General features: G+C 65.9%; 21 protein-coding genes and 1 riboswitch. Of the genes, 9 read left to right on the top strand and 12 right to left on the bottom strand.

From position 1 onward, the window contains the following. Window positions 1-26 precede the first annotated feature (26 nt). Genes M1247_RS12935 through M1247_RS12915 form a run of 5 tightly spaced genes read left to right on the top strand, consistent with a single transcriptional unit; the run spans window position 27 to window position 5,132 of the window. Window positions 27-1,481, top strand: coding sequence for a 4-hydroxyphenylacetate 3-hydroxylase family protein (locus M1247_RS12935; protein ID WP_317156742.1), 1,455 nt, complete (start codon window positions 27-29; stop codon window positions 1,479-1,481). Then, the gene (locus M1247_RS12930) at window positions 1,478-1,906 is read left to right on the top strand and encodes a RidA family protein (protein WP_317156741.1); all 429 of its coding nucleotides are present in this window, start codon (window positions 1,478-1,480) and stop codon (window positions 1,904-1,906) included. The genes M1247_RS12935 and M1247_RS12930 overlap by 4 nt, the downstream gene beginning before the upstream one ends. Beyond that, the gene (locus M1247_RS12925) at window positions 1,903-2,577 is read left to right on the top strand and encodes a DUF1028 domain-containing protein (protein ID WP_317156740.1); all 675 of its coding nucleotides are present in this window, start codon (window positions 1,903-1,905) and stop codon (window positions 2,575-2,577) included. Before M1247_RS12930 ends, M1247_RS12925 begins: the two co-directional genes overlap by 4 nt. After that, window positions 2,567-3,715 carry a M20 family metallopeptidase gene (locus M1247_RS12920; protein WP_317156739.1) on the top strand — a complete coding sequence of 383 codons (1,149 nt, stop codon included), beginning with the start codon at window positions 2,567-2,569 and terminating at the stop codon, window positions 3,713-3,715. Before M1247_RS12925 ends, M1247_RS12920 begins: the two co-directional genes overlap by 11 nt. Beyond that, the gene (locus tag M1247_RS12915) at window positions 3,705-5,132 is read left to right on the top strand and encodes an aspartate ammonia-lyase (RefSeq protein WP_317156738.1); all 1,428 of its coding nucleotides are present in this window, start codon (window positions 3,705-3,707) and stop codon (window positions 5,130-5,132) included. The genes M1247_RS12920 and M1247_RS12915 overlap by 11 nt, the downstream gene beginning before the upstream one ends. Here M1247_RS12915 and M1247_RS12910 read toward each other — a convergent pair. Next, the gene (locus M1247_RS12910; protein ID WP_317156737.1) at window positions 5,070-5,666 is read right to left on the bottom strand and encodes a sigma-70 family RNA polymerase sigma factor; all 597 of its coding nucleotides are present in this window, start codon (window positions 5,664-5,666) and stop codon (window positions 5,070-5,072) included. The two genes, M1247_RS12915 and M1247_RS12910, sit on opposite strands and share 63 nt — an antisense overlap. A 287-nt stretch (window positions 5,667-5,953) precedes the next feature. Here M1247_RS12910 and M1247_RS12905 point away from each other — a divergent pair, with 287 nt between their 5' ends. Beyond that, entirely contained in the window at window positions 5,954-6,397 is a 444-nt protein-coding gene (locus M1247_RS12905) for an MmpS family transport accessory protein (protein ID WP_317156736.1), read from the top strand. Beyond that, window positions 6,394-9,267: an MMPL/RND family transporter gene (locus M1247_RS12900; RefSeq protein ID WP_317156735.1), complete on the top strand. Its 2,874-nt coding sequence runs from the start codon at window positions 6,394-6,396 to the stop codon at window positions 9,265-9,267. The genes M1247_RS12905 and M1247_RS12900 overlap by 4 nt, the downstream gene beginning before the upstream one ends. Before the next feature lie 104 nt (window positions 9,268-9,371). Here the strand turns inward: M1247_RS12900 and M1247_RS12895 are convergent, their stop codons facing one another. From M1247_RS12895 to M1247_RS12855, 10 genes are all read right to left on the bottom strand, one after another. Further along, a complete protein-coding gene (locus M1247_RS12895; protein WP_317156734.1) occupies window positions 9,372-9,893 on the bottom strand; it encodes a hypothetical protein in 522 nt (173 codons plus the stop codon). Between the two features lie 59 nt (window positions 9,894-9,952). After that, entirely contained in the window at window positions 9,953-11,419 is a 1,467-nt protein-coding gene (locus tag M1247_RS12890) for an ABC transporter ATP-binding protein (RefSeq protein WP_317156733.1), read from the bottom strand. Then, complete coding sequence (locus M1247_RS12885) at window positions 11,412-12,227, bottom strand: ABC transporter permease (RefSeq protein WP_317156732.1); 816 nt, start codon at window positions 12,225-12,227, stop codon at window positions 11,412-11,414. Before M1247_RS12885 ends, M1247_RS12890 begins: the two co-directional genes overlap by 8 nt. Next, window positions 12,224-13,129: an ABC transporter permease gene (locus tag M1247_RS12880; protein ID WP_317156731.1), complete on the bottom strand. Its 906-nt coding sequence runs from the start codon at window positions 13,127-13,129 to the stop codon at window positions 12,224-12,226. Before M1247_RS12880 ends, M1247_RS12885 begins: the two co-directional genes overlap by 4 nt. Before the next feature lie 60 nt (window positions 13,130-13,189). After that, entirely contained in the window at window positions 13,190-13,948 is a 759-nt protein-coding gene (locus M1247_RS12875) for a class I SAM-dependent methyltransferase (RefSeq protein ID WP_317156730.1), read from the bottom strand. A 2-nt stretch (window positions 13,949-13,950) separates the two neighbouring features. Continuing rightward, a complete protein-coding gene (locus M1247_RS12870) occupies window positions 13,951-15,498 on the bottom strand; it encodes an ABC transporter substrate-binding protein (protein ID WP_317156729.1) in 1,548 nt (515 codons plus the stop codon). Between the two features lie 18 nt (window positions 15,499-15,516). Further along, a riboswitch (cobalamin riboswitch) is annotated at window positions 15,517-15,707 on the bottom strand. Next, window positions 15,668-16,054: a hypothetical protein gene (locus tag M1247_RS36525; protein ID WP_458695221.1), complete on the bottom strand. Its 387-nt coding sequence runs from the start codon at window positions 16,052-16,054 to the stop codon at window positions 15,668-15,670. Its footprint overlaps the riboswitch before it by 40 nt. Before the next feature lies 1 nt (window position 16,055). Continuing rightward, window positions 16,056-17,063 carry a WD40 repeat domain-containing protein gene (locus M1247_RS12865; RefSeq protein ID WP_317156728.1) on the bottom strand — a complete coding sequence of 336 codons (1,008 nt, stop codon included), beginning with the start codon at window positions 17,061-17,063 and terminating at the stop codon, window positions 16,056-16,058. After that, window positions 17,060-18,055, bottom strand: coding sequence for a CobW family GTP-binding protein (locus tag M1247_RS12860; RefSeq protein WP_317156727.1), 996 nt, complete (start codon window positions 18,053-18,055; stop codon window positions 17,060-17,062). Before M1247_RS12860 ends, M1247_RS12865 begins: the two co-directional genes overlap by 4 nt. Continuing rightward, window positions 18,039-18,350, bottom strand: a complete 312-nt coding sequence (locus tag M1247_RS12855) for a hypothetical protein (RefSeq protein ID WP_317156726.1) — start codon at window positions 18,348-18,350, stop codon at window positions 18,039-18,041. The genes M1247_RS12860 and M1247_RS12855 overlap by 17 nt, the downstream gene beginning before the upstream one ends. 109 nt (window positions 18,351-18,459) lie before the next feature. Here M1247_RS12855 and M1247_RS12850 point away from each other — a divergent pair, with 109 nt between their 5' ends. Then, on the top strand, window positions 18,460-19,581 hold the full coding sequence (locus tag M1247_RS12850; RefSeq protein ID WP_317156725.1) for an acyl-CoA dehydrogenase family protein: 1,122 nt from the start codon (window positions 18,460-18,462) through the stop codon (window positions 19,579-19,581). A 19-nt stretch (window positions 19,582-19,600) separates the two neighbouring features. Continuing rightward, window positions 19,601-20,401, top strand: a complete 801-nt coding sequence (locus M1247_RS12845) for an acyl-CoA thioesterase (protein WP_317156724.1) — start codon at window positions 19,601-19,603, stop codon at window positions 20,399-20,401. A 2-nt stretch (window positions 20,402-20,403) separates the two neighbouring features. Here M1247_RS12845 and M1247_RS12840 read toward each other — a convergent pair whose 3' ends face one another. Continuing rightward, window positions 20,404-21,870, bottom strand: coding sequence for a PucR family transcriptional regulator (locus M1247_RS12840; RefSeq protein WP_317156723.1), 1,467 nt, complete (start codon window positions 21,868-21,870; stop codon window positions 20,404-20,406). Window positions 21,871-21,961 lie beyond the last annotated feature (91 nt).

Genomic DNA, 21,961 nt, shown 5'->3' with positions numbered 1-21,961 from the left:
GCGCTCTCGAAAAAGAAGGAACAGTAATGATCAGAACCGGAGAGGACTACCGGGAGTCGATCCGCGACGGACGCAACGTCTGGATCGACGGAGAGCGCGTCGACGACGTGGCCACCCATCCGGCGTTCCAGCCGATCGTCGACATCCGCGCCCGCATCTACGACCTCGGTCATGACGAGTTGACCAGGGACACCATGACCTACGTCGACGAGCAGAGTGGCGAGGTGTGCGCGATCGGTTCCAAGCCGCCGATGACCAAGCAGGACTGGCACGACAAGCGCCGCGGCGTCGACACCATCCTCGACCACGCCGGCGGTGTGGTCACGCGGGTAGGCGACGAGACCGTCGGGGAGATGTGGTCGCTGGCTGACGGTCAGGACGTCCTGGACAAGATCAACCCGGCGTTCTCCGAGAACATCGTCAGGCACGTCCGCAATGCCACGCTGGCCGATCCGTTCCATGTGTCGGCCAACACCGACCCCAAAGGTGACCGGTCCAGGTGGCCGCAGGACCAGGATCCCGACGTACTGCTGCGCGTCATCAGCGAGAATGACCGCGGAATCATGGTGCGCGGAGCCAAGTTCGAGACCGCCGCTGCGTACTCCAACCAAGCGTTCGTCAAGCCGACGATCGGCGAATGGAACAGCCAGACCCACTCCGAGTACGCCGTGGGCTTCCTGGCGGACATGGGGCACCCCGACATCAAGCACATCTGCCGGTCCGGATTCCGGGGCGGGCGATCGGCCGAGGACTACCCGTTGACCAACCGGGTCGACGAGATCGACACCATGATCGTCTTCGACGACGTGGAAATCCCCTGGGAGAACGTGTTCTTCTACCGGCACACCGAGGCAGCCAGCTTCATCCGCGCCACGTTGCACCGGTACAGCATCTTCCCGTTCGTGCAGCGACACCTCCGCTGGGCTGATCTGTTGCTGGGCTTCGCCCACGCCAGCGCACGGCAGACCGGGGTCAAGATGCACCAGGGTGTCCGAGAGAAGATCGCCGAGGTGGCGGCCTACCGGGAGGGAATCAACGCGTTCCTCACCGCGGCAATCGAACTCGCCGAGCCAAGCCCGAGCGGACTGCTCATGCCGCACCAGGCGACCATGTACTCGGGTCGGGTGTTCGCATGCACCAACCTGCCGCGGATCGTCCATCTGGTGCGGGACCTCGCCGGGTGCCAGATCAGCCTGACCCCGAGCGCGGCCACCTTCGGCAATGAGGAGGCCGCAGGCTGGTTGTCCAAGTACTTTGCGATCGGTGATGTGGAAGCCGAGGAACGGCGCAAGCTGCTCGCCTACGGGCGTGACCTGCTCAACTCCGACTACGCCAACCACCGGCTCACTTTCCAGCTGTTCGCGCAGTCGCCGCCGTTCTCGCATCTGCTTGCGGTCTACAACAACTACGACTTCGAACCGGCGACCGAACTCATGTGTCAGTCCGCCGGAATCAAGACGATCGACGGGAGAAATCGATGACAGAAACCATTGTGGTGGGCGGACATCGCCGCATCCGACCGTTCAACACGGCCGACACCTATCCGGAGCAGAACCTGTCCAACGACCTGTGTCAGGCCGTGGTGGCCGGCAACACGGTGTATCTGCGCGGGCAGGTGGCCCAGGATCTTGAGACCCGCGAATGCGTGGCGGTGGGCGACCCGGCCGGACAGGCGCACAAGACGGTCGACAACATCGAACTACTGCTCGGCGAGGCGGGTGCGTCGCTGGAGAACATCGTCTCTTGTGATGTCTATCTGACCGACGTGCGCTACCGCGAGGACGTCTACCGGGTGCTCGGCGAGCGGCTCAAGGGCGTGTTCTACGCATCGACCGGGCTGGTCGTGGACTCACTGGCGCGGCCCGAATGGGTGGTCGAAGTGACTGCTACGGCGGTGATTCCGTGACGTTCTCGCTGGCAGGCCGATGCGCACACACCGGGATGTTCGGTGCGGTGGTCACGTCCTCGAGCCCGGCCGTCGCGGCCCGTTGCGTGTGGGCGCGATCCGGTGTGGGGGTGGCCTGCACCCAGAACGTCACCGACCCCACACTCGGCCCCAAGCTGTTGGATCGACTCGCCCACGGGGCGGCGGCGCAGGGTGCGATGGACCATGTGGTGGGCCACGCGTCGTATCCCGAATACCGGCAGCTCACCGTCGTCGACGCCACAGGCGCTGTCGCATCCCATTCCGGGGCACAGACATTGGGCACGCACATCGTCGCCACCGGTGTCGATGCAGTGGCGGCAGGCAACCTGTTGAGCTCCGCGAAGGTGCCGCGGTCGATGATCGAGGCGTTCGAGGCCGACCCGGGACAACACCTCGCGGACCGGCTGCTGGCCGGGCTCAGGGCGGGGGAGGAGGCCGGCGGTGAGGAGGGGCCGGTCCACTCCTGTGGCCTGATCGTCGTCGCCGATGCCGATTGGCCGCTCACCGACCTGCGGGTGGATTGGCACGACGACCCGATCACCCGGCTGGAGGAGATCTGGCAGGTGTGGCAGCCGCAGGCGCAGGATTACACCCTGCGGGCACAGCGGCCCGACCTCGCTCCGTCCTACGGAGTGCCGGGTGACGAATGAGCTCAAAGAACGCGTGAAAGCCATAGTGGGGGATTCCTTTCCGTCTCTCGTCGCGCTGTCTGAGAAATTGCACGCCAATCCTGAGACGGCCTGGTCAGAACACCAGGCCGTGGAGTGGGTGAGCGCACGTCTGGCCGAAGGCGGCTTCGAGGTCACCACGCCGTACCTGGGCTTGGACACCGCATTTCACGCCCGGTTCGGTGACGGGGAGGTGCGCGTCGGGCTGTGTGCGGAATACGACGCCCTGCCGGGCCTCGGACATGCCTGCGGGCACAACCTGATTGCCGCGACATCGGTCGGCGCCGCGCTGGCATTGGCGGAGGTGGCCGACGAAGCAGGCCTGACGGTCGAGGTGTTCGGCACGCCGGCCGAAGAAGGGGGCGGCGGCAAGATCGAGATGCTGGATCGGGGCGCGTTCCATGGCCTCGACCTGGCGATGATGGTCCATCCCGCGCCTGTCGATGTCGCCGAGGCGCGACCGTTCGCGGTGTCCCACTCCGAGGTCACCTTCACCGGAAAGGCCGCCCACGCCGCGGCGTACCCCGAGCACGGCCGTAATGCCGCCGACGCCTTCACCATCGCCCAGGTGGCACTCGGCCTTCTTCGTCAGCAGCTGCCCGCCTCCGTGCGGGTGCACGGCGTGGTGACCGATGGTGGGGAGGCACCGAACGCGATACCCGAACGAACCCGGGGCAGATGGTACGTCCGGGCCGGATCGCTCGATGAACTCGCCCAGTTGGAACCGCGGGTGTGGCGATGTTTCGAAGCGGGAGCGCTGGCCAGCGACTGTGAGCTGTCGGTACGTCCGGAAAGTAAGCCCTACGCCGAATTCCGGACCGACGAAAGGGCTTTGGCGGCATACCGCCGCAATGCCGAGGCGCTGGGACGCAGCTTCGCCGCCGCCGAGCAGGCAAGCCGGATGAACCGCGCGTCGACCGATATGGGAAATGTCTCGCAGGTGGTGCCGGCGATTCACCCCTATATCGGGATCGATTCTCTTCCCGCCCTCAACCACCAGCGTGAATTCGCCGACCACTGCGTCGGGAAACAGGCCGAACAGGCGATCCGCGACGGTGCCATCGCACTGGCCTGGACCGCCATCGACGTCTTCGCCCGAGGAGGCACCGATGGAACCTGACGCGCGGCAGGAGCGGGATCTGTTGGGTGCGCGCGACGTCCCCGCCGGCGCGTACTGGGGCGTGCACACCTCCCGCGCACTGGAGAACTTTCAGGTCAGTGGCATCACGGTCGGAAGCCATCGGTCGCTGATCGCGGCTCTGGGCGCAGTGAAACAGGCAGCCGCACGGGCGAACCGCGACCTCGGTGTGCTCGACGCCGAACGGGCGGCGGTGATCGACCGGGCCTGCCAGGACGTCATCGACGGCCACCTGGACGCCGAGTTCGTGGTCGACGTGATGCAGGGCGGTGCCGGCACCTCGACAAATATGAACGCCAACGAGGTCATCGCCAACCGTGCGTTGGAACTGCTCGGGCACCCCCTGGGGAGCTACCACCACCTGCACCCCAACGACCACGTCAACCGTGGGCAATCCACCAACGATGTCTATCCGACGGCGGTCAGACTGGCATTGGTGACGGCGCTCGGCAGCCTGTCGACAGCGGTGGGGGCACTCGCCGATGCGTTCGGCGTCAAGGCCGACGAGTTCGCCGATGTCGCGAAAATCGGGCGCACGCAGTTGCAGGACGCCGTTCCGATGACAGTCGGCCAGGAATTCGGCGCCTGGCGATCGACACTGGGCGAAGAGCAAGCGCGGATGGCCGACGCCCGCTCACTGCTCTGCGAGATCAACTTGGGCGCAACGGCGATCGGAACCGGCATCACCAGCGCCCCCGGCTATCCGCAAGCCGTGGCCGGTCATCTACGGGAGATCACCGGACTACCGGTGGTCACCGCGACGGACCTGGTGGAGGCAACCTCGGATACCGGAGCCTTCCTGCAGCTTTCCGGTGTGCTCAAGCGCACCGCGGTGAAGGTGTCCAAGATCTGCAATGACCTGCGCCTGCTGAGCTCCGGTCCGCAGGCGGGGCTGGGTGAATTACAGCTTCCGGCAAGACAGGCCGGATCGAGCATCATGCCGGGCAAGGTCAATCCGGTCATCCCGGAAATGGTCAATCAGGTGGCCTTCGCGGTGATCGGAACCGACGTCACGGTCACCTTCGCCGCCGAGGCGGGCCAGTTGCAGCTCAACGCGTTCGAGCCGGTCATCTGCCACAGCCTGCTGCAGGCGATCAGTTGGATGCGGCAGGCGTTCGATGCCCTGCGCATCCAATGCGTGGCAGGCATCGACGTCGACCGCGACCACCTGCGCCGGACCACGGCAGGCAGTGCCGGCGTCGTCACCGCGCTGATCCCGTTTCTGGGTTACACGCGCGCCAGCGAGGTGGCCGCGGCCGTGCTGGCGGGACGCGGAGAGGTCCGGGACCTGGCGTTGGCGACCGGATCGATCGCGGCCGGTGACCTCGACCGGCTGTTAGGCCGGGACGGACGTCGTACTCCGCACGACACCGCGGTCCCTGCCCACATCGGCGAGTAATTCCCGAAGCCGCCTGCGGCCACGGGCCAGCCGGGACATCACGGTGCCGATGGGTGTGTCCATGAGGACGGCGATCTCGCGGTACTGGTAGCCCTCGACGTCGGCGAAGTACACCGTCATCCGGTAACTCATGGGTATGGCGTTGAGGGCATCGGCGATCTCGTCGTCGCGCATGGCGTCCAACGCCTCGACCTCGGCGGACCGCAGGCCGGTCGAGGCGTGGTTCTGTGCCGCGGCCAGCTGCCAGTCGCTGAACCCTTCGCACAGTTGCTCGTTCGGGCGTCGCTGCCGGGTGCGATAGCCCGCCGCCCAGGTGTTGTACATGATGCGGAACAACCAGGCTCGACTGTTCGAGCCTGGTTTGAAGGTGTGAAAGCCGGTGTAGGCCTTGAGAAGTGTCTCTTGCACCAGGTCTTCGGCGTCGTAGCTGCTGGTGGTCAGTCGGCGGGCGCCGCGGTGGATCTGGTCGAGGCACGGCCGTACCTCCGCGATGAAGCGGTCGGCGTCGGCCTGGTGGTCGTGCTCGAATCGCATGGCAACCTCCCCGAAGGTGCATAGAATCTCTATGTATTAGTCTAGATCATCTAGGTTGCCGATGGGTAATCGGCCCGACTCCTTCGTGAAACAGGCTGCGCGGCCATATTTTCAGGAAAACCACAGCTATTTCACAGGAATAAGGGACGTGCCCGATGCAGTTACGGACGTGTGTAACGTTTCTCAGCGCTGTGCATAGGTATTCGAAGTAATTGGTCATATGCGTGCCCGGTCATGGGCGCGCGGGTAATCCTCGGAGATGTCCGAGGATCGGGGGAGGTAGTCGCGTGAGGGCCAATCCAATTGGCGGACTGGTCAAGCAGGCGTGGATTCCGTTGGTTTTGATAGTGGTGTTGGCCATTTCGAGCTTGGCGGTTTCCCGTTTGCACAAGATGTTCGGTTCCGAGGACCTCAACGCCAATGCCGGCGCCGGTGTCGAGATCGTGCAGTTCAATCCCAAGGTCCTGATCTACGAGGTATACGGCCCACCCGGATCGAGGGCCCAGATCAGCTACTTCGATCCTGACGCCAAGGTTCATCAGGTCAGTACCCCGCTGCCGTGGTCGGTCACGTTGTCGACGACATTGCCGACGGTCAGCGCCAATCTGATGGCGCGAGTCGATGACACCGGTGAGATCGGGTGCCGCGTAACCGTGAATGGGATTGTCCGTGAGGAGAAATCAGCCGATGGTGTCAATGCCCAGACGTACTGCCTGGTGAAGTCCGCATGACCCACACCAAACGCCCAGTCTTTGCCCACGGCCTGCGCATACTGGCCATACCGGTCATCCTCGTCTGGATCGCATTCGCGGTAGTCGTGAACGTCATCGCACCGCAGTTGGAGGTCGTGGGCGAGCTGCATTCGGCTCCGATGGCTCCCGAGGATGCGCCTTCGATGATCGCGATGAAGCGGATGGGCGCCAACTTCAAGGAATTCAATTCCAACAGCACGGTGATGGTCGTCGTCGAGGGCCAGGAAGCCCTCGGGCCGGATGCGCACAAGTACTACGACGAGATCATCCACAAGCTGGAACAGGATCCCGAGCACGTCCAGCACATCCAGAACTTCTGGGGCGATACGCTCACCGCGGCAGGCGCGCAGAGCGCCGACGGCAAATCCTCCTATGTGATGATCAACCTGGCCGGCCAGCAGGGTGAAACGCTCGCCAGCGAAGGCGTGCAAGTCGTCCGCGACGCCATCAAGGACACCCAGGCCCCGCCGGGCGTGAAGGCTTACGTCGCAGGCCCGGCCGCGCTCACCGCTGATATCTACGCCATCGGTGACGCCAGTCTCGCTCAGATCACCGTGTACACATTGATCGCCATCGCGGTCATGCTGTTGATCGTCTACCGGTCGATCCGCACCACGCTCGTCCAGCTTGTGCTGACCGGTATCGGGCTGCTGTCGTCACGTGGTCTCGTATCGGTGCTGGCAATGCACGACGTGTTCGGCCTGACCACGTTCGCCGGGAACATCCTCACGATGCTGGCGATCGCGGCCGCCACCGATTACGGGATCTTTCTGTTCGGGCGCTACCGCGAGGCCCGGGGTGCGGGGGAGGATCCGGAAACCGCCTACTACACCACCTTCAAGTCTGTCTCCCCGGTCATCATCGGTTCGGGTTTGACGATCGCCGGAGCGACCTATTGCCTGAGCTTCGCCCGGCTGCCGTACTTCAGTACCATGGGTGCGCCCGTTGCGATCGGCATGTTGGTGGTCGTGGCGTCATCGGTCACCATGGGACCGGCCGTGCTGTTCCTCGGCAGTAAGGTTGGCTTGTACGAGGCGAAAAAGCCTCCAACCGGGCGGTTCTGGCGAAAGGTCGGTACCTCCGTTGTCCGGTGGCCCGCTCCCGTTTTCGTGGTCAGTCTGTTCGTGGTGCTGATCGGCCTCATTGCAGTTCCGGGATACAAGCCGGCGTACAATGATCGCTGGTATATGCCCAGCGACGCCCCGGCCAACATCGGGTTCGCTTCCGCCGACCGGCATTTCACCCAGGCCCGGATGAATCCGGACATCCTGATGGTCGAGGCCGAACACGACATGCGCAACCCCGCCGACATGCTGGTGCTCGACCGGGTCGCGAAGAATGTGCTGCGCACCGAGGGTATTGCCATGGTGCAGAGCATCACCCGTCCACTGGGTATTCCCATCCAGCACAGTTCGATTCCGTTCCAGACGGCCATCCAGGGACAGACCAGTAACCTGAACCTGCCGTTCCAGCGGCAGCAATTGGCCGACCAGCTCAAGATGGTTGATGCGACGAATGTCTCGATTTCCATTCTCGAGGAGCAGTACCAGCTGTCCCTCCGGCAAACCAAGCTCACCCAGGACTCGGCGGCCAAGTCGCGGGAACTGCTCGAAGTCACCAAGAAGTTGCGGGACAACATCGCGAACTTCGATGACCAGTTCCGGCCGTTGCGCAACTATTTCTACTGGGAACCGCACTGTTTCGATATACCGATGTGCGCCGCGGCGAGGTCGGTCTTCGATTCCCTCGACACCATCGACGAACTGACCGACAAGACGTCAGCGGTGCAGGTCAATACCGACGATCTGGCGGACCTCGCGCCGAAATTGACCGCGCTGCTGCCGCAGACGATCGCGTCGATGAAGACCAGCAGGGACCTGTCGCTGGCGTCGTACAACTCACAGAAGGCCCTCATCGATCAGATGCAGGCGATGAACGACACCGCGCTGGCAATGGGGCAGAGCTTCGACGATGCCAAGAACGACGACATGTTCTATCTTCCGCCGGAGGCATTCCAGAACCCCGACTTCGAACGGGGCCTGAAGATGTTCCTGTCACCGGACGGCAAGTCCGCGCGCATGTTCATCACCCACCAGACCGATCCCGCGACGCCGGAAGGCATCGCCCGGGTGGACGCGGAACGCAAAGCGGCACAGGAGGGCCTGAAGATGTCCTCGCTGTCGGATGCCAAGATCTATCTCGGCGGTGTCGCGGCCACCTACAAAGACATGAGTGACGGCGCGCGCTACGACCTGATGATCGCAGTGGTGTCGGCCTTGACCCTGATCTTCATGATCATGCTCATTCTCACCCGCAGTGCGGTGGCGGCCCTGGTCATCGTCGGTACCGCGGCCAGCTCGATCGCCGCGTCCTTCGGTATCTCGGTGTTGCTCTGGCAGGATCTGTTCGGCATTCATGTGCATTGGCTGGTCATGCTGATGTCGGTGATCATCCTGCTGGCCGTCGGATCGGACTACAACCTGCTGCTGGTATCCCGGTTCAAGGACGAGATCCACGCCGGCCTCAAGACCGGCATCATCCGGTCCATGGCAGGCACCGGCGGAGTGGTGACCTCGGCGGGTCTGGTGTTCGCGGCAACCATGGCTGCGATGATGGGCAGCCAGCTGGTGGTGCTGGCCCAGATGGGCTCCACGATCGCGATCGGTCTGCTGCTGGACACGTTGATCGTGCGGTCCCTGCTGATGCCGTCGATCGCGACGCTGCTGGGCCGCTGGTTCTGGTGGCCGCAAGTCGTCTACCCACGCGGGGACAACCATCGCCGCAGGCCACAACCAGCGAGGCCGCAACTCGACGACGACGAGGACACCGCGTCGCTGCCGGTGAGCTAACCGCCCAGAGCAACGTATTGGCGCATTCCCAACGGGTTTCGCCGCCAGTACGTTGCTCTCGGCGCGGGCGCCGCGCGGGCGCCGGACGGGTGCCCGTCGGGTGGCTAGTGGGCGATCATCTTGATCGCCACCACCGCGGCCCCCATCCCCGTCAACACCAGGACGGCCAGCGCCTGCTGCCACCACGGCAGGGCTGTGCGACGCACCGCCAGGAAGACGATCAGCGCCATCTCGATGACCAGGAACCACATGGCGAGCCAGACGGCAGTGGGGGTGTCCAGCCAACCGACGGCGCCGATGATCAGGATGACGATCGGCACCATGGCCGCCTGGAGTATCTGCCCCGATGAGCGCACCATGCTCAACGCCGCCGCGCCGCGCGGCGCCCGGCCCTCGACACTGAGACGGGCCACGAACGCGGCGAGCAGGCTGGCGGCCCACAGCCCGCCCGCCGCCACGAGAACATCGAGCACCCGCACCCAGGCACTCGTGTTCTCGGTGGTGTAGCGGGCCAGCACCGCCAGCGTGGCAAGGCAGGAGATCGCACCGTAGAGGCGTTCCCGTAAGAGCTCGACGACGTGCTCGACAGGCGGGTCGTCCGGTGCCATGGTCGGGGCCTTCGACATGGTATCGACGGTAACGGTCGCCGAGGTGTCGCGTACCCGGACCGGCACACCCGCAAGTTTCAGGAGATGACCGCGGGAGCGCCCAGGCCTTCCGCGCCGAGCAGCCTGCGCAATTGCGGTGAGCCACCACCAAGGGCCAAATCTGAGCAGCTGATGTCGTCGACCAGAACACCGTGATCCAGGACGAGGAGGCGGTCGACGCGGGGCAGTAATGCCCGTAGGTCGTGGCTGCACACCAACACTGCGGCCCGTCGGCTCCGGCGGTAGTCGTCGAGATGACCGAGAACAGCTTCCGCGCTTGTCGGATCCAACCCCGTGGTCGGCTCGTCGCAGATCAGCACCGCAGGACGGGCCATCAGCGCTCGCGCCACGGCTGCCCTGCGCAGCTGGCCGCCGGACAGGTCGTCGGGGAGCCGGCCTGCCTGCCCGGCGGTGAGGGCCAACGTCTGCAGCAACTGCAGTGCTTCGTCCCTGGCGTCATGACGGGCTAGGCCCCGCAACCGCACCGCGGTCAACGCGACCTGATCGATCACCGGGCGGGTGCGGTCGAATGACGCGCGGGCCTCCTGCCAGATGTACTGCACTGCAGCCAATTTACTGCGGCTGCGCGAACGCAGTGGCCTACACGGTTCACCGTCGATGCTGACAGTGCCCGCGGCGAGCCGGTCAAGGCCTGCGACCGCCCGGCCCAGCGTGGTCTTACCGGCACCGGACTCGCCGATCACGCCGACGAGCTCACCGGCGCCGACGCTGAATGTCGCGCCGCCGACCAGATCGGCTTGTCCACGGCGTACCCGCAGGCCGGTCGCCTGCAGGACGGTCGGCCCGCGGTCATCCGGAACACGCAGCGGCGCAACAGCTTCAGCGGGTACATGGGGCATGACACGGCCGTCCCGAATTCCGAGCACCTGATCAGACAGTTCAGCTGCGACAGTCGGGTCGTGCGTGACCAGCAGGATGGTTCGGCCGGCACGGCGTAATTCGTCGAGCAACCCGATCAATGTGTCCCGACTCAGCAGGTCGAGACCGGCGGTGGGTTCGTCGAGCACCAGAATCCCCGGTCGGGTCGCCAACACGGCCGCCAGCGCCAGCCGCACCCGCTGCCCGCCGGAGAACTCGAACGGATAGCGCCGGTGGTAGGCCGGCTCCGGCGGAAAGGCCGCCTGGCGCAGGAGATCAGCGACCTGCCGGCGCTTCCAGCGGCGTCGCCCACGGCGGGGCGCTGCCACGTGCAGGGCGGCGAGTTCGCCGAGCGCCGTGCCGATGCGCCGGGCCGGATTGAGGGTTTCGGCGGCATCCTGGGGGAGATATCCGATCGAATCCTGCGCCGCCACGATGCCGTCTACCCGGTGCGTGGGTGGCAACGCACCGGCGACCGCTCCGGCAATGGTGCTCTTGCCCGCCCCGGACGGGCCGACGAGAGTGGTGATCGTGCCACCCGGCAGCTCGATGTTCACGCCGTCGACCAGGCAGTGCGGTCCGACGGTGACCCGCAGGTCACGAATGATGAGTTTCGGTTCAGCCATGCGGCATCCTGCGCAGGGCTTTTCGCGTCGGATCGGACAAGATGGCGTCGCACCACAGGTTCAGCCCGAGAATCAGGGACACCACGAGCGCGGCGGGCAGATAGACCGACCACGGCGCGGTGGACAGTCCGTCCTTGTTCGCGGCCACCGACACGGCCCAATCGGCTGATGTGGTGTCAAACCCGATGCCGAGGAAGTTCGCCGACGCCAACACATAAACGGCTGCGACGAAGCGGACTCCGAGATCACCGGCGACCGGTCGGGCCAGATGACGCAGCGCGTAGCCCGCGTAGCGTTCGTGCGGGCCCGCCCCCTGCATCTGTAGCGCTTCCATGACCGGGCTGTGCACGACGCCGCGCGCTGCCATCCGGACGAACCGCGCGATCGGAGCCACCAGGATGAAGCCGACCGCCGCGGCAATCGCCACTCCGGAACCGTCCGATCTCAGTGCCGCCACCATCACGATCAAAAGTCCGGGCAGGCAAAGCAATACATCGACCGGTCGCATGATCAGATCTTCAATCCAGGACCGTCGGGTGGCGGCCGCGGCCATGCCTATCGAGAATCCGACGGCGTAGGCGGCGGCCACGGTGAGGACAGCGGTGACCACCAGCGGTCGGCCACCGCTCAGTGCGGCGGCGAGTACATCACGCCCCAACCGATCGGTGCCGAACGGCGACCAGGTCGACGGCCCGAAAGGCGCCTGCGGCGTCGCCGGTGCGTAGCCGGCGATGATCGGCCCGACGACCGCGGCCGTCAGCGGTACGGCCACCATCGTGGCGGCCATCACCGAGGTCAGCCGCCTCACGCGCGGGCCCCCGTGGGCACCATGCGGGTACCGGCGAGGTCGATGAGGCTGTTGATCACGATCGCAGCCACGCCGGTGACGAGCAGGACAGCCAGGATGACCGGCTGGTCACGATTGCCGATCGCATCGAGCAGGGTCGTTGCCACGCCGGGCATTACGAAGATCGCCTCCACCACGAGTACGCCAGACAGGAGGCCGTCACCGGTGCGGCCGAGGTCCTGCATGGCGGGTGCCAGAGCGTTGGGGGCCACGTGGCGCAGTAGCAGCGACCCGCGCGGCACACCATGGCGTTGTGCCTGGATGATGTACGGCGCGGCCATCGTATCGATCACGCCGGCGCGCACCAACCGGACCAGTGGTGCGCCGACCCGGGCCACCATCACAGTCAGCGGTAGCACCAGATGTGCCGGGTGCGTCATGGCCTGCTGGAGATCGACGCCGACGAAAGTCGCAGGGAACCAGCGTAATCCGATCGCCACGTAGGTGATCAACACGACGGCCAGAATGAAGTCGGGAATGGAATCCAAGCCGATGCTGACCGTGGTGATCGCCCGGTCCCGCAGGGAACCGGGCCGTAGACCGGCAAGAAAGCCTGCACCGAATCCGACAGGGATCAGCAGCATCGTGGTGAGCAACGCCAGGGCAGCCGAGATCAGGAACGGTTCGGTGATCACCGAGTGCACCGGCACCCCACGGGCATAGGACGTTCCGAGATCGCCGGTCAGCGCATGCCCACTCCAGGTCAAGAAGCGTTCCAGTGGCGCGACGTCCAGACCCAGCACCGCCCTGGTCTGGTCCCGTTGTGCAGCGCTGGTCAGGTCGCTGCTCTGGACGTCGGCGGCGTCTCCGGGCATGAGTAGGGACAGCATGAAGATCAGCCCCAGCAGAATCGCAATCTGCACGAGACCGATGAACAACCGTCGCGCCGCGAATCGACACCACCCAGGCCACCAGCTCATGGTCTAGGCGAGGCCGGCGATGACCCGGTCATCTCCCATCTGCCACAGGATGCCTGACTCCCGGAAGCCGCCGGATCGCAGGAAGTTCAGATAGTCGTGGACTGTGGGCCGGTCATCGATGACGTGGGCGAATCCGCCCGCCCGCTCGCGGACCAGGTCGGCCAGTTCCGGGGCGGCCTCCACCGCCGACCACCACTGGCTCCAGTCCTCCTCGCCGCGGCTTGCCCGCCGGGCCGCGCGCCGCGTGGTCAGTGCCCGTGCGACCTCGTCGAGAGTCGCCCCGTCGGGGCCCTCGTACAGGTGGTCGGCATCGACGAACACCCCACCCGGTGCGATGGTGGCGCCACAGCGGTGCAACAGATCACGCAAGGGGGACCGGTTGATCCAGTGCAACGCCGTGGAACTGACATAGGCGTCCGGTGCCCGGTCCAGACCGAGTGAGTCGAACCAGCCGGGTTCGCGCAGGTCGCCCAGCACCGTGCGAATCCGCGCATCGGGACGGCCCGCGGTCCCGAGCTTCATCAGCAGGGGGTCGGCGTCGATCCCCACCACCCGGGCGGCTGGGATGCGTTCAACCAACCGGTGCGCCAGCGACCCCGGACCGATCCCGAGGTCGACCACGAGCGGATCGGGACGCCGAACGACTTCCTCGACGATGTCGATGACCACATCGAAGCGTTCCTCCCGATCCGGCATGTAGTACTCCTGCTGCCGGTCCCAGCGTTCCAGCCAGTGCTGCGCCGCCTCCAGCGATAACGTCATGCTCACTCCTCGTTCGTCGAGATATTGTCGAAACGTGCCCATTCCAGGGAATTCGGCACACCGGTCGGTGTGTTCCGCCAGTTGGACCGATGCGCTGTGTGCCAGGGTGTGGTCGCCCAGAATATGAAACCGCCACGGTCATGCAGGATCTCGTGCATCGTGTGATAGATACGGACGCGCTGCTCCTCGGTGGGAGCGGTCTGTGCCCGGCGATACAGATCGTCGAATTCAGCGTCGGCCCAACGGGTGAAGCTCTTCGGCGCATCGCTCAGTAGCCGGGATCCGAAGTGGTAGGGGATCGGCAGTGGTCCGGACTGGCCCATCGTCATATCGCCACGGTGAAGTGCCTCGGTGTAGTAGGTGTCCTTGGAACCGATGCTGACCCGCACCGTGACGCCGGCGGCGGCGGCTTGTTTCCGGAACAGTTCGGCGGCCTCGACGAAGCCGTGTGACACCGGTGCGACGAACAGCTCGAAGTTCAGATCGGAGTGGCCGGCTCGGCGCAGCAGGTCGCGTACCCGGCCCGGATCGTGCCGGTGTGGTTCGAGATCGTCTGCGTAGTAGCGGTATCCGCGCCCGAAGACGTCGTCGGAGACCTCGCCCGCACCCTCCAGTGCCACCGTCACCAGTTGCTCCCGGTCGACCAGATGCATCATCGCGCGGCGCACGTCGGGGTTGTCGAACGGTGCCTGATCGGTCTTCATGGCGAAGTACAGGATCCCGGAGTTGGGGGCGCTGTGCACGGTGATGTCGTTGCTGCCCTCGAGCGTTCGCAGGGCACCAGGTGAGAGATTGTCGACGAAATCGGCCTGTGCGCCACGCAGAGCCGACAGCCTGGCCTCGGCGCCGGCGCTGAGGATGCGTAGCTCTTCGATGGTAGGGGGCTCGCCCCAGTAGCGGTCATGGCGGGTGGCGACGAACTCGCGTCCCGGGGTGAAGGCTTGGAAGCGATACGCCGCGGTCCCCACCGGACGGGAGAAATCCTGTGTGCCGTCCTTCACGATTCGCGTGCCGTACGAGGCAAGTAACGTCGGAAGATCAAACGACGCAGTGGAGAGCGCGATTTCGACAGTGCGCGGGTCGACCGCGCGCGAGGCGCGCAAGTCGATCTGTCCCAGGGTGGATGCCGCGACAAATGGCGATGCGCCGTCCTGCGGGCCGAGGATGCGTGCGAGGGTGTACAGCACGTCGTCAGCGGTCAGTGGGCTGCCGTCATGCCAGTCGGCTTCCCGCAGGGTGATCCGCCACCGGGTGCCGTCCTTGTCGGGTTCGGCGGCCTCGGCCAGCCGCGGGACGGGTGTCATGGTCGAATCGACTTCGAACAGTCCGTCGTAGAGGTGTTTGACGCGGGCCTCGTCGATGAACATGGTTCCGACGCCCGGGTCGATGACCTCCGACGAGCCGGCTCCCTCGTACAGCGCGGTGAACACCGAGGATTGTCGCTCGGTCGGTGCGCACGCACTCAGCGCGAACGCCCCGCCGATCCCCGCGACGGCTCCGAAGAACCGACGACGAGTCCAGGGCTGCATCAAGGCAGCATCGTGCGTCATGCTTACTCCAAACCCTCGTGGACATAGCGTGCCGTGGCCGGTCTCCTGGCTTCCGCGTCATCACACGGGCACCCAGGCCTTCCCGGTTTCCCAGTGGCCCGCAACAGTTTTCGCTGTTACGCGAGGGGTGTCGTGCTCAACGGCTACAGTGGCGAGGGCCGCGCCGGCGTCAGACCGGCTTCCCGTTCACCACGGCGACCCGGAGTTTACCCATATTGCCGGTGGCTGGCCACCGCCCGGGCAGGGGAACCGCCCACTGCCGGCGTATCAGCCATTCGTGCAGGTGTGCGGCTGCTTCAGCGTGGTCGATCGGCCCGAACAACACTGCGGAGCCCGCGGGCGTGCGATCGGCGGCGCACGGCTGCACCAGCACCATCACGCCATCGGTGCGCCCGGCGCAGCTGACCTGGTCCAGTAGACACCCGGAGGAAATCAGCATGCCGTGGGCGCAACGCCGGACCGCAGCGCGCAGCGCGTCGAGCACCGACAGGCCGGGCTCTGTGGTCGTGCAGGCGTTGCAGACCACAGCTGTGAAACCGGCGGCGCGCTCCGCCATCTCAGCCCCCGCCCACCACGTGTGCCGCCACGGTCGCGTCAGCCCAACCGGCGAGCAGTCGACCCGCGGCGTCCCAGCCCACGGCGGTCGCAGGGGATTCCCGGCTCAACGAATCCACGGGCCGCAACGGGAAGCCGGGCACCGCTGAGCGTATCGACCACACCGCGGCCCGGCCGTCGTCGGATGCCGCGGTGACCATCGTGCCGTCGGTCGACCACACGAGTGCCGTAACCGTGGCGTCGTGACCACGCAGTATCCGCGGTGTACTGCCGCGCGGACCTCGGCCCGTGAAATCCCAGACCGTGACGTCGTCGCCACCTCCGGACGCCAGGAGCGCCGAATCGGGCGAGTAGCCCAGCGCGGTGATCTTCGTCGGGTATCCGGACATGGCGAGCTCGTCACCGCGTCGTCCGGTCCGCCAGATATGGAGGGTCGCATCCTGGTTGCCGCTGGCAACCCAACGCCGATCGGGGCTGATCGCAAGCGTCAGCAGCGAACCCGTGAAGGGCAGCACGTCGGGCGCGGAGCCGCGGGCAACCGGGTGGATGTGTACGCCGCCGTAGGCCGCGCCTGCGACCCGACGGCCGATCCACGCGACACCGGTCACGGTGCTCGACCGCTCGGCGCTGAACAGTTCTGTGCCATCTTCGTCGAGGACAACGGTGCTGCGGCCCACCCCGGCGGCCAGGCGCGAACCGTCCGGGCTCCAGGCCACCGACGAGCACCAGCCGCCGTGACGTCCTCCGATGACGGCACCGGAGGTATCGAGAATGTCCACGCCGTGCACCGATCCGACCGCGAGGCGGTCACCGGACCGCGACCACGCCACCGTCAGGCAGCCGAGCGAGATGTCGCGCCGGGACTCGACAATCCCGTCTGGCGCCAGAATCGTCACCGAACCTTCCGCGCCGGCAACCGCGATCGGTCCTTGTGGCGACGCGGCGAGCGCCGATACCGCGTCATCGACGCTGATGCGCCAGGTGTCACCCGCGAGCACCGCCGGACTCACGACGCCACCAGACAGGCCTGAAAACCCGATTCGAGCTCGTCACGATCCAGGTTGCGGCCGATGAAGACCAGCCGGTTGGTGCGGGATTCCCCGTCGCGCCACGGCCTTCCCTCCGTGCCGTCGAACAGCATGTGCACGCCCTGGAAGACGTACTGCCGTCCCTGGTCGGCCAGAGCGAGAATGCCTTTGCTCCGGAAGATGTCAACTCCCTTGGTGGACAACAGCTCTCCGAGCCACGCGTTGAGCTTTTCGACATCGACCTCGCCGTCGATCCGGATACCCACCGACGTCACGGTCTGGTCGTGTTGGTGATCGCCTTCCTCCAGGAACGCCGGATCGTCAGTGAGCACGCGCTGCAGATCAAACGCCCCGACGTCGAGGATCCGGTCCAGGTCCACCTTGGCGTTCTGCGCGTGCACGATGTCGGCGCCACCGTTGATTCCGCGTAGCCGAGACTCCACGGCCGCAAGGTGATCGGCGCTCACCAGATCGACCTTGTTCAGGATCATCCGGTCGGCGAAGGCCACCTGCTCGACGGCCTCGTTCTCGACCTCGGCGGGTTTGACCTCATCGAGGTGGTCGAGCACGTGGGCGGCGTCGACCAATGTCACGATCGCGTCGAGTCGCAGCCGGCCCCGGATCTCATCGTCGACAAAGAAGGTTTGTGCGACGGGTGCGGGATCGGCGAGCCCGGTGGTCTCGATGAGGATGTGGTCGAAGCGGTCCCGGCGCCGCATCAACGCACCGAGAATGCGGATGAGATCGCCGCGCACGGTGCAGCAGATGCAGCCGTTGTTCATCTCGAAGATCTCTTCCTCGGCATCGAGCACGAGGGCGTCATCGATTCCGACTTCGCCGAACTCGTTCTCGATCACGGCGATCCGCCTGCCGTGCTGCTCGGTGAGGATTCGGTTGACCAGTGTGGTCTTGCCCGATCCGAGGAACCCGGTGATGACGGTGACGGGTACCCGCTCGTCAGTGGTGGTCGGCATGGTCATGTCCTTCCGGGTGCTCGGTGATGACGCGTCGCAGGTCCGCGACAGCGATGTCGGCAGTGGGTCTGGCGAGTTTCCAGGTGGTTCTGCGGCTGGAGAGGACCGCGATGACGGTTTCCACCGGTGGACAGTCCGGCTCGGCGCAGGCCAGCTGCTGTACCAGCACCGTCGTGTCGATCGTCAGTCCGAGCGTTGTCCGCACCACGGCCTTGAGCGCGTCGACCTGCTCGACCGAAGCCTTCGGCAGGGCGGGTGAGCGCGCGATCCCACCGGGATTGACCAGGTCGGGCATGGGCACCTCCTTATTGAAAATGATTGTCATTAACATAACATGCGTCCCAGGCCCCGGTCCCGCCGGCGCCATGCTTTACATATCAAGTCGAAAATGTCACGGTGTTGACATGGATTTCTCCCGCGTCGAGTTGTCGGCAGACGACGAGGCGTTTCGTGCCGGGCTGCGTGCCTTTCTCGCCGGTGTGGTGACTGACGAGGTGCTACGGCGTGACCGGGAGACCGGTGAAAACTTCGACGAGACCGTGCATCTCGCACTCGGCGAGGCGGGGTATCTGGCCGACGACTACCGCACGGAGGCGGACGGCGGATTCAGCCCGCTGCGCAGGCGCATCTGGGAACTGGAGATCGGCCGGGCCCACACCCCGTGGTTTCACTGGGGCACCACGGCGATGGTGGCACACACAGTTGAGCAGTTCGGCTCCACCGAGCTGATCGAGGAGATACTGCCTGGTGTGCTGGCCGGTCGGTTGCGGCTGTGCCTGGGTTACACCGAACCCGAGGGTGGGTCGGATGTCGCGACGTGCAAGACCCGCGCCGTGCGGGAGGCGGATGGATCGAGCTGGGTTATCAACGGGTCCAAGATGTTCACGTCAAACGCCCACAACGCCCAGTATGTCTTCCTGGTCACCAACACCGACCCCGCCGCCCCCAAACACAAGAGTCTGACGATGTTCCTGGTGCCGCTGGGCTCAGCCGGAGTGGAGATCCAGGGCATCCGCACCGTCGACGGCGACCGCACCAATATCACCTATTACAGCGATGTCCGGGTCAGCGACCGGTACCGCGTGGGTGAGATCAACGGGGGATGGGCGGTGCTGCGCGGCGCGCTCGACGTCGAACACGGCACCGTCGAGCGGGACGACGCCGGGCTGCAGAAGATCGCCACGATGACCGAGCACATCACGTTGATGGCCGAGGCGGCGGACCGGGTTGCCACGGCGGCGGGCGACGAGGATGCGGTGCGCTACAGACTGGGACGTGGCGTCGCGCGAATGGAAGCGGCGATGAGCACACCCGAAATGTTCGGACGGGTCGCCATCGCGCAGACCATGCGCGACGTGTCACCGGATCTGATGGACATTCTCGGTTCGGCCGGTGCACTGACCGATGGTGTCGAGTACATCTTCCGGCTGGCAGGGCCGACCGGCATCTACGGCGGCACGCTCGAGGTGTTCCGCAACATGATCGCCCAGCACGCCCTGGGACTGGGCCGGCCGAACTACTCGTAGGCTTGCGTACGCTGACCTGGTGAATTTCTTCGACAAGGCACTCGACCTCGAACCGGCCGGAGACGGACGCCTGCGGGGCCGGACGCTGCCCGAGTGGGCGAACATGGTCGGTCCTTTCGGTGGCATCACCGCGGCCACCATCGTGCGTGCCATTGCGCAGCAACCGGACTGTCACGGACAACCCATCGCGCTCACGGTGAACTATCTGGCCCCGATCGTCGACGGGGAATTCGAGATCGCGACGAGGGCAGTGAAGACCAACCGCTCCAATCAGCACTGGATCGTCGAGTTGAGCCAGGACGGTGCGGTCACCACCACGGCCACGGCGGTGTTCGGACTGCGGCGTGACACCTGGGCGGATACCGAGATCGGGCCTCCGCCGGCGCTGCCGCCCGAGGAGATCGAGCGATCCGATTCGCCGTTCGGCGTGGTGTGGTTCGACAATTACGACCTGCGGTTCGTCGACGGCGCGATGCCGGACACCGATGGCGGCCCCGACGAGTCCTCGACGACGACGCTGTGGGTGCGCAACGACCCGCCGCGGCCGATGGATTTCCCGGCCCTGACCGCCATGGGGGACATCTTCTATCCGCGGGTGTTTCTTCGGCGAGGGCAGTTCGTGCCCGCCGGCACGGTGTCGATCACCGTGTACTTCCACGCCGACGACGCCGAACTGGCTGCCCAAGGCGACGATTTTGTCCTGGCAACAGCGCGGGCGCAACGCTTCTCACGCGGCTATTTCGACCAGACCGCCCACCTGTGGGGCCGCCACAGCACGTTGTTGGCGAGCAGTCATCAGATCGTCTACTTCAAAGGCTGAGGTCACCGGGCGCGCAGTGACTGCAGCGCGATCCAGGCGCTGACCCGGGTCTGCGGATCATCGAGTTGCCCTGGCAGCACCGCCTCGATCGAGTCCAGCCGGTTGCGCACGGTATTACGGTGCAGGCCGAGTTCTTCGGCGACCTTGAGCCTGGAGCCGTGATGCCGCAGGAAGCAGTGCAGCGTGTCCAGCTGCTCGGAATCGAGGTTGCGCAACCATGATTCGGCGAACGCGCTCGCCCGTTGCGGGTCGATCAGGCCCAGCGGCCCGTCGCCGATGACCCGGTCCCAGAACACCGGACCCGACGTCGTGGTGGCCTGGTCCAGGGCCAGCCCGGCGGTGCGATGCCCGCCTGCGCCGTCACCAGCAGGCACCACATCGCCGACGCCCACCAGCAGCCCGGCATCGGCCAACGCGGCGCCGACGCCCTGGGCCCGCCTGAGTTCCAGTACGGCACACAGCTCACCGGACAGGTTCCCGGCCAGGACGCCGCGATGCTCGAGCCCGGTCAGGGCGTCGTCCACCTGGGATTCCTCCCCGGCCGCCCGCAGAATCCGGAACCGTGGCGGTAGCACCGAAGTCGGCAGGTCCACGTCAAGCACCAGTTGTGCTGTCTCGGCATCGTTTCCGATGAGTAGCTCGATCGCACGTGCCCGCAGATGACGACGAGTCCTGGCCCGGCTACGGTCCTGTTCGTCGACCAGGCCCAGGACCGCCACCGCGGTGGTAACGGCGTGACGCTGCCCGTCGGACAGTCGCGTCGGCCCCAGCACCGCCAGGTAGGTCGATGGCCTGCCGCGTAATCCGATGGGGTGTACCGATACCGACGCGGTCGGGCGTGACTGCACCGAGGCGGACCGGCGCCCGTGTGCCTGTAACCGGACGACGTCCACGGCGACCTCGTCGAGCGGAAAATCTGCACGGCGCGGCCCGACCGGCCCCACGGTCACCCGACCGTCCGGTGACATCAGACACGCCGCGCCGTTGACGGCCTGCGCCAACGTCGACACCACGGCGACCGTCGGATCGGGCTTCGCCGCCGCCGCGATCAGCCGTCGCTGCACCTTCAGCGCTTCCCGCGCGTCGGTGGACTCCTGCTCCTCGAGCAGTTGAGCGGTATGGCGGCTGATGGCGACGAACGCAGTGCGCCGGGGCACCTCGAACACGTTGACCCCGTGCTTGCGGCACGCGTTGACCAGGCCCGCGGGTGTCTTCGCATGGGTCAGGCCTGCACCCATTCCCACCGCGGCGACGTGCGCCTCCGCCAGTCGGTGCACGTACTCGTCCCACTCGTGGCGCCACTGCCGGGTTTCGATACCGGTGGTCAGCAGGATCTCGCCGCCCTCAAGGAACGGCGCCGGGTCGGCCAGCTCACTGGTGGCGACCCACCGGACATCGGCCTCGGCGCGGCAGATGTGCAGGCTGCGCAGCCCGAGTCCGGGCGCGGCGAGGACGGAACCGACAGTCACCACCAGGACAGTTTTGCACAGTCTCAGCTTCGGTGATTGTGCAAAACAGACCTTCAGTGGTGTCCGCCACACCCCTAGCGTGAACCAGCGA

Origin of the sequence: Mycobacterium appelbergii (genome assembly GCF_032883035.1) — a bacterium.
Classification (GTDB): Bacteria; Actinomycetota; Actinomycetes; order Mycobacteriales; family Mycobacteriaceae; genus Mycobacterium; species Mycobacterium appelbergii.
This window is presented reverse-complemented; position numbering and strand designations above follow the sequence as displayed.

Excerpts from the sequence above, each read along its gene's own strand:
- M1247_RS12935 (WP_317156742.1), top strand. The coding sequence starts at position 27 with ATGATCAGAACCGGAGAGGACTACCGGGAGTCGATCCGCGACGGACGC.
- M1247_RS12930 (WP_317156741.1), top strand. The coding sequence starts at position 1,478 with ATGACAGAAACCATTGTGGTGGGCGGACATCGCCGCATCCGACCGTTC.
- M1247_RS12915 (WP_317156738.1), top strand. The coding sequence starts at position 3,705 with ATGGAACCTGACGCGCGGCAGGAGCGGGATCTGTTGGGTGCGCGCGAC.
- M1247_RS12910 (WP_317156737.1), bottom strand. The coding sequence starts at position 5,666 with ATGCGATTCGAGCACGACCACCAGGCCGACGCCGACCGCTTCATCGCG.
- M1247_RS12900 (WP_317156735.1), top strand. The coding sequence starts at position 6,394 with ATGACCCACACCAAACGCCCAGTCTTTGCCCACGGCCTGCGCATACTG.
- M1247_RS12895 (WP_317156734.1), bottom strand. The coding sequence starts at position 9,893 with ATGTCGAAGGCCCCGACCATGGCACCGGACGACCCGCCTGTCGAGCAC.
- M1247_RS12890 (WP_317156733.1), bottom strand. The coding sequence starts at position 11,419 with ATGGCTGAACCGAAACTCATCATTCGTGACCTGCGGGTCACCGTCGGA.
- M1247_RS12875 (WP_317156730.1), bottom strand. The coding sequence starts at position 13,948 with ATGACGTTATCGCTGGAGGCGGCGCAGCACTGGCTGGAACGCTGGGAC.
- M1247_RS12870 (WP_317156729.1), bottom strand. The coding sequence starts at position 15,498 with ATGACGCACGATGCTGCCTTGATGCAGCCCTGGACTCGTCGTCGGTTC.
- M1247_RS36525 (WP_458695221.1), bottom strand. The coding sequence starts at position 16,054 with ATGGCGGAGCGCGCCGCCGGTTTCACAGCTGTGGTCTGCAACGCCTGC.
- M1247_RS12860 (WP_317156727.1), bottom strand. The coding sequence starts at position 18,055 with ATGCCGACCACCACTGACGAGCGGGTACCCGTCACCGTCATCACCGGG.
- M1247_RS12855 (WP_317156726.1), bottom strand. The coding sequence starts at position 18,350 with ATGCCCGACCTGGTCAATCCCGGTGGGATCGCGCGCTCACCCGCCCTG.
- M1247_RS12850 (WP_317156725.1), top strand. The coding sequence starts at position 18,460 with ATGGATTTCTCCCGCGTCGAGTTGTCGGCAGACGACGAGGCGTTTCGT.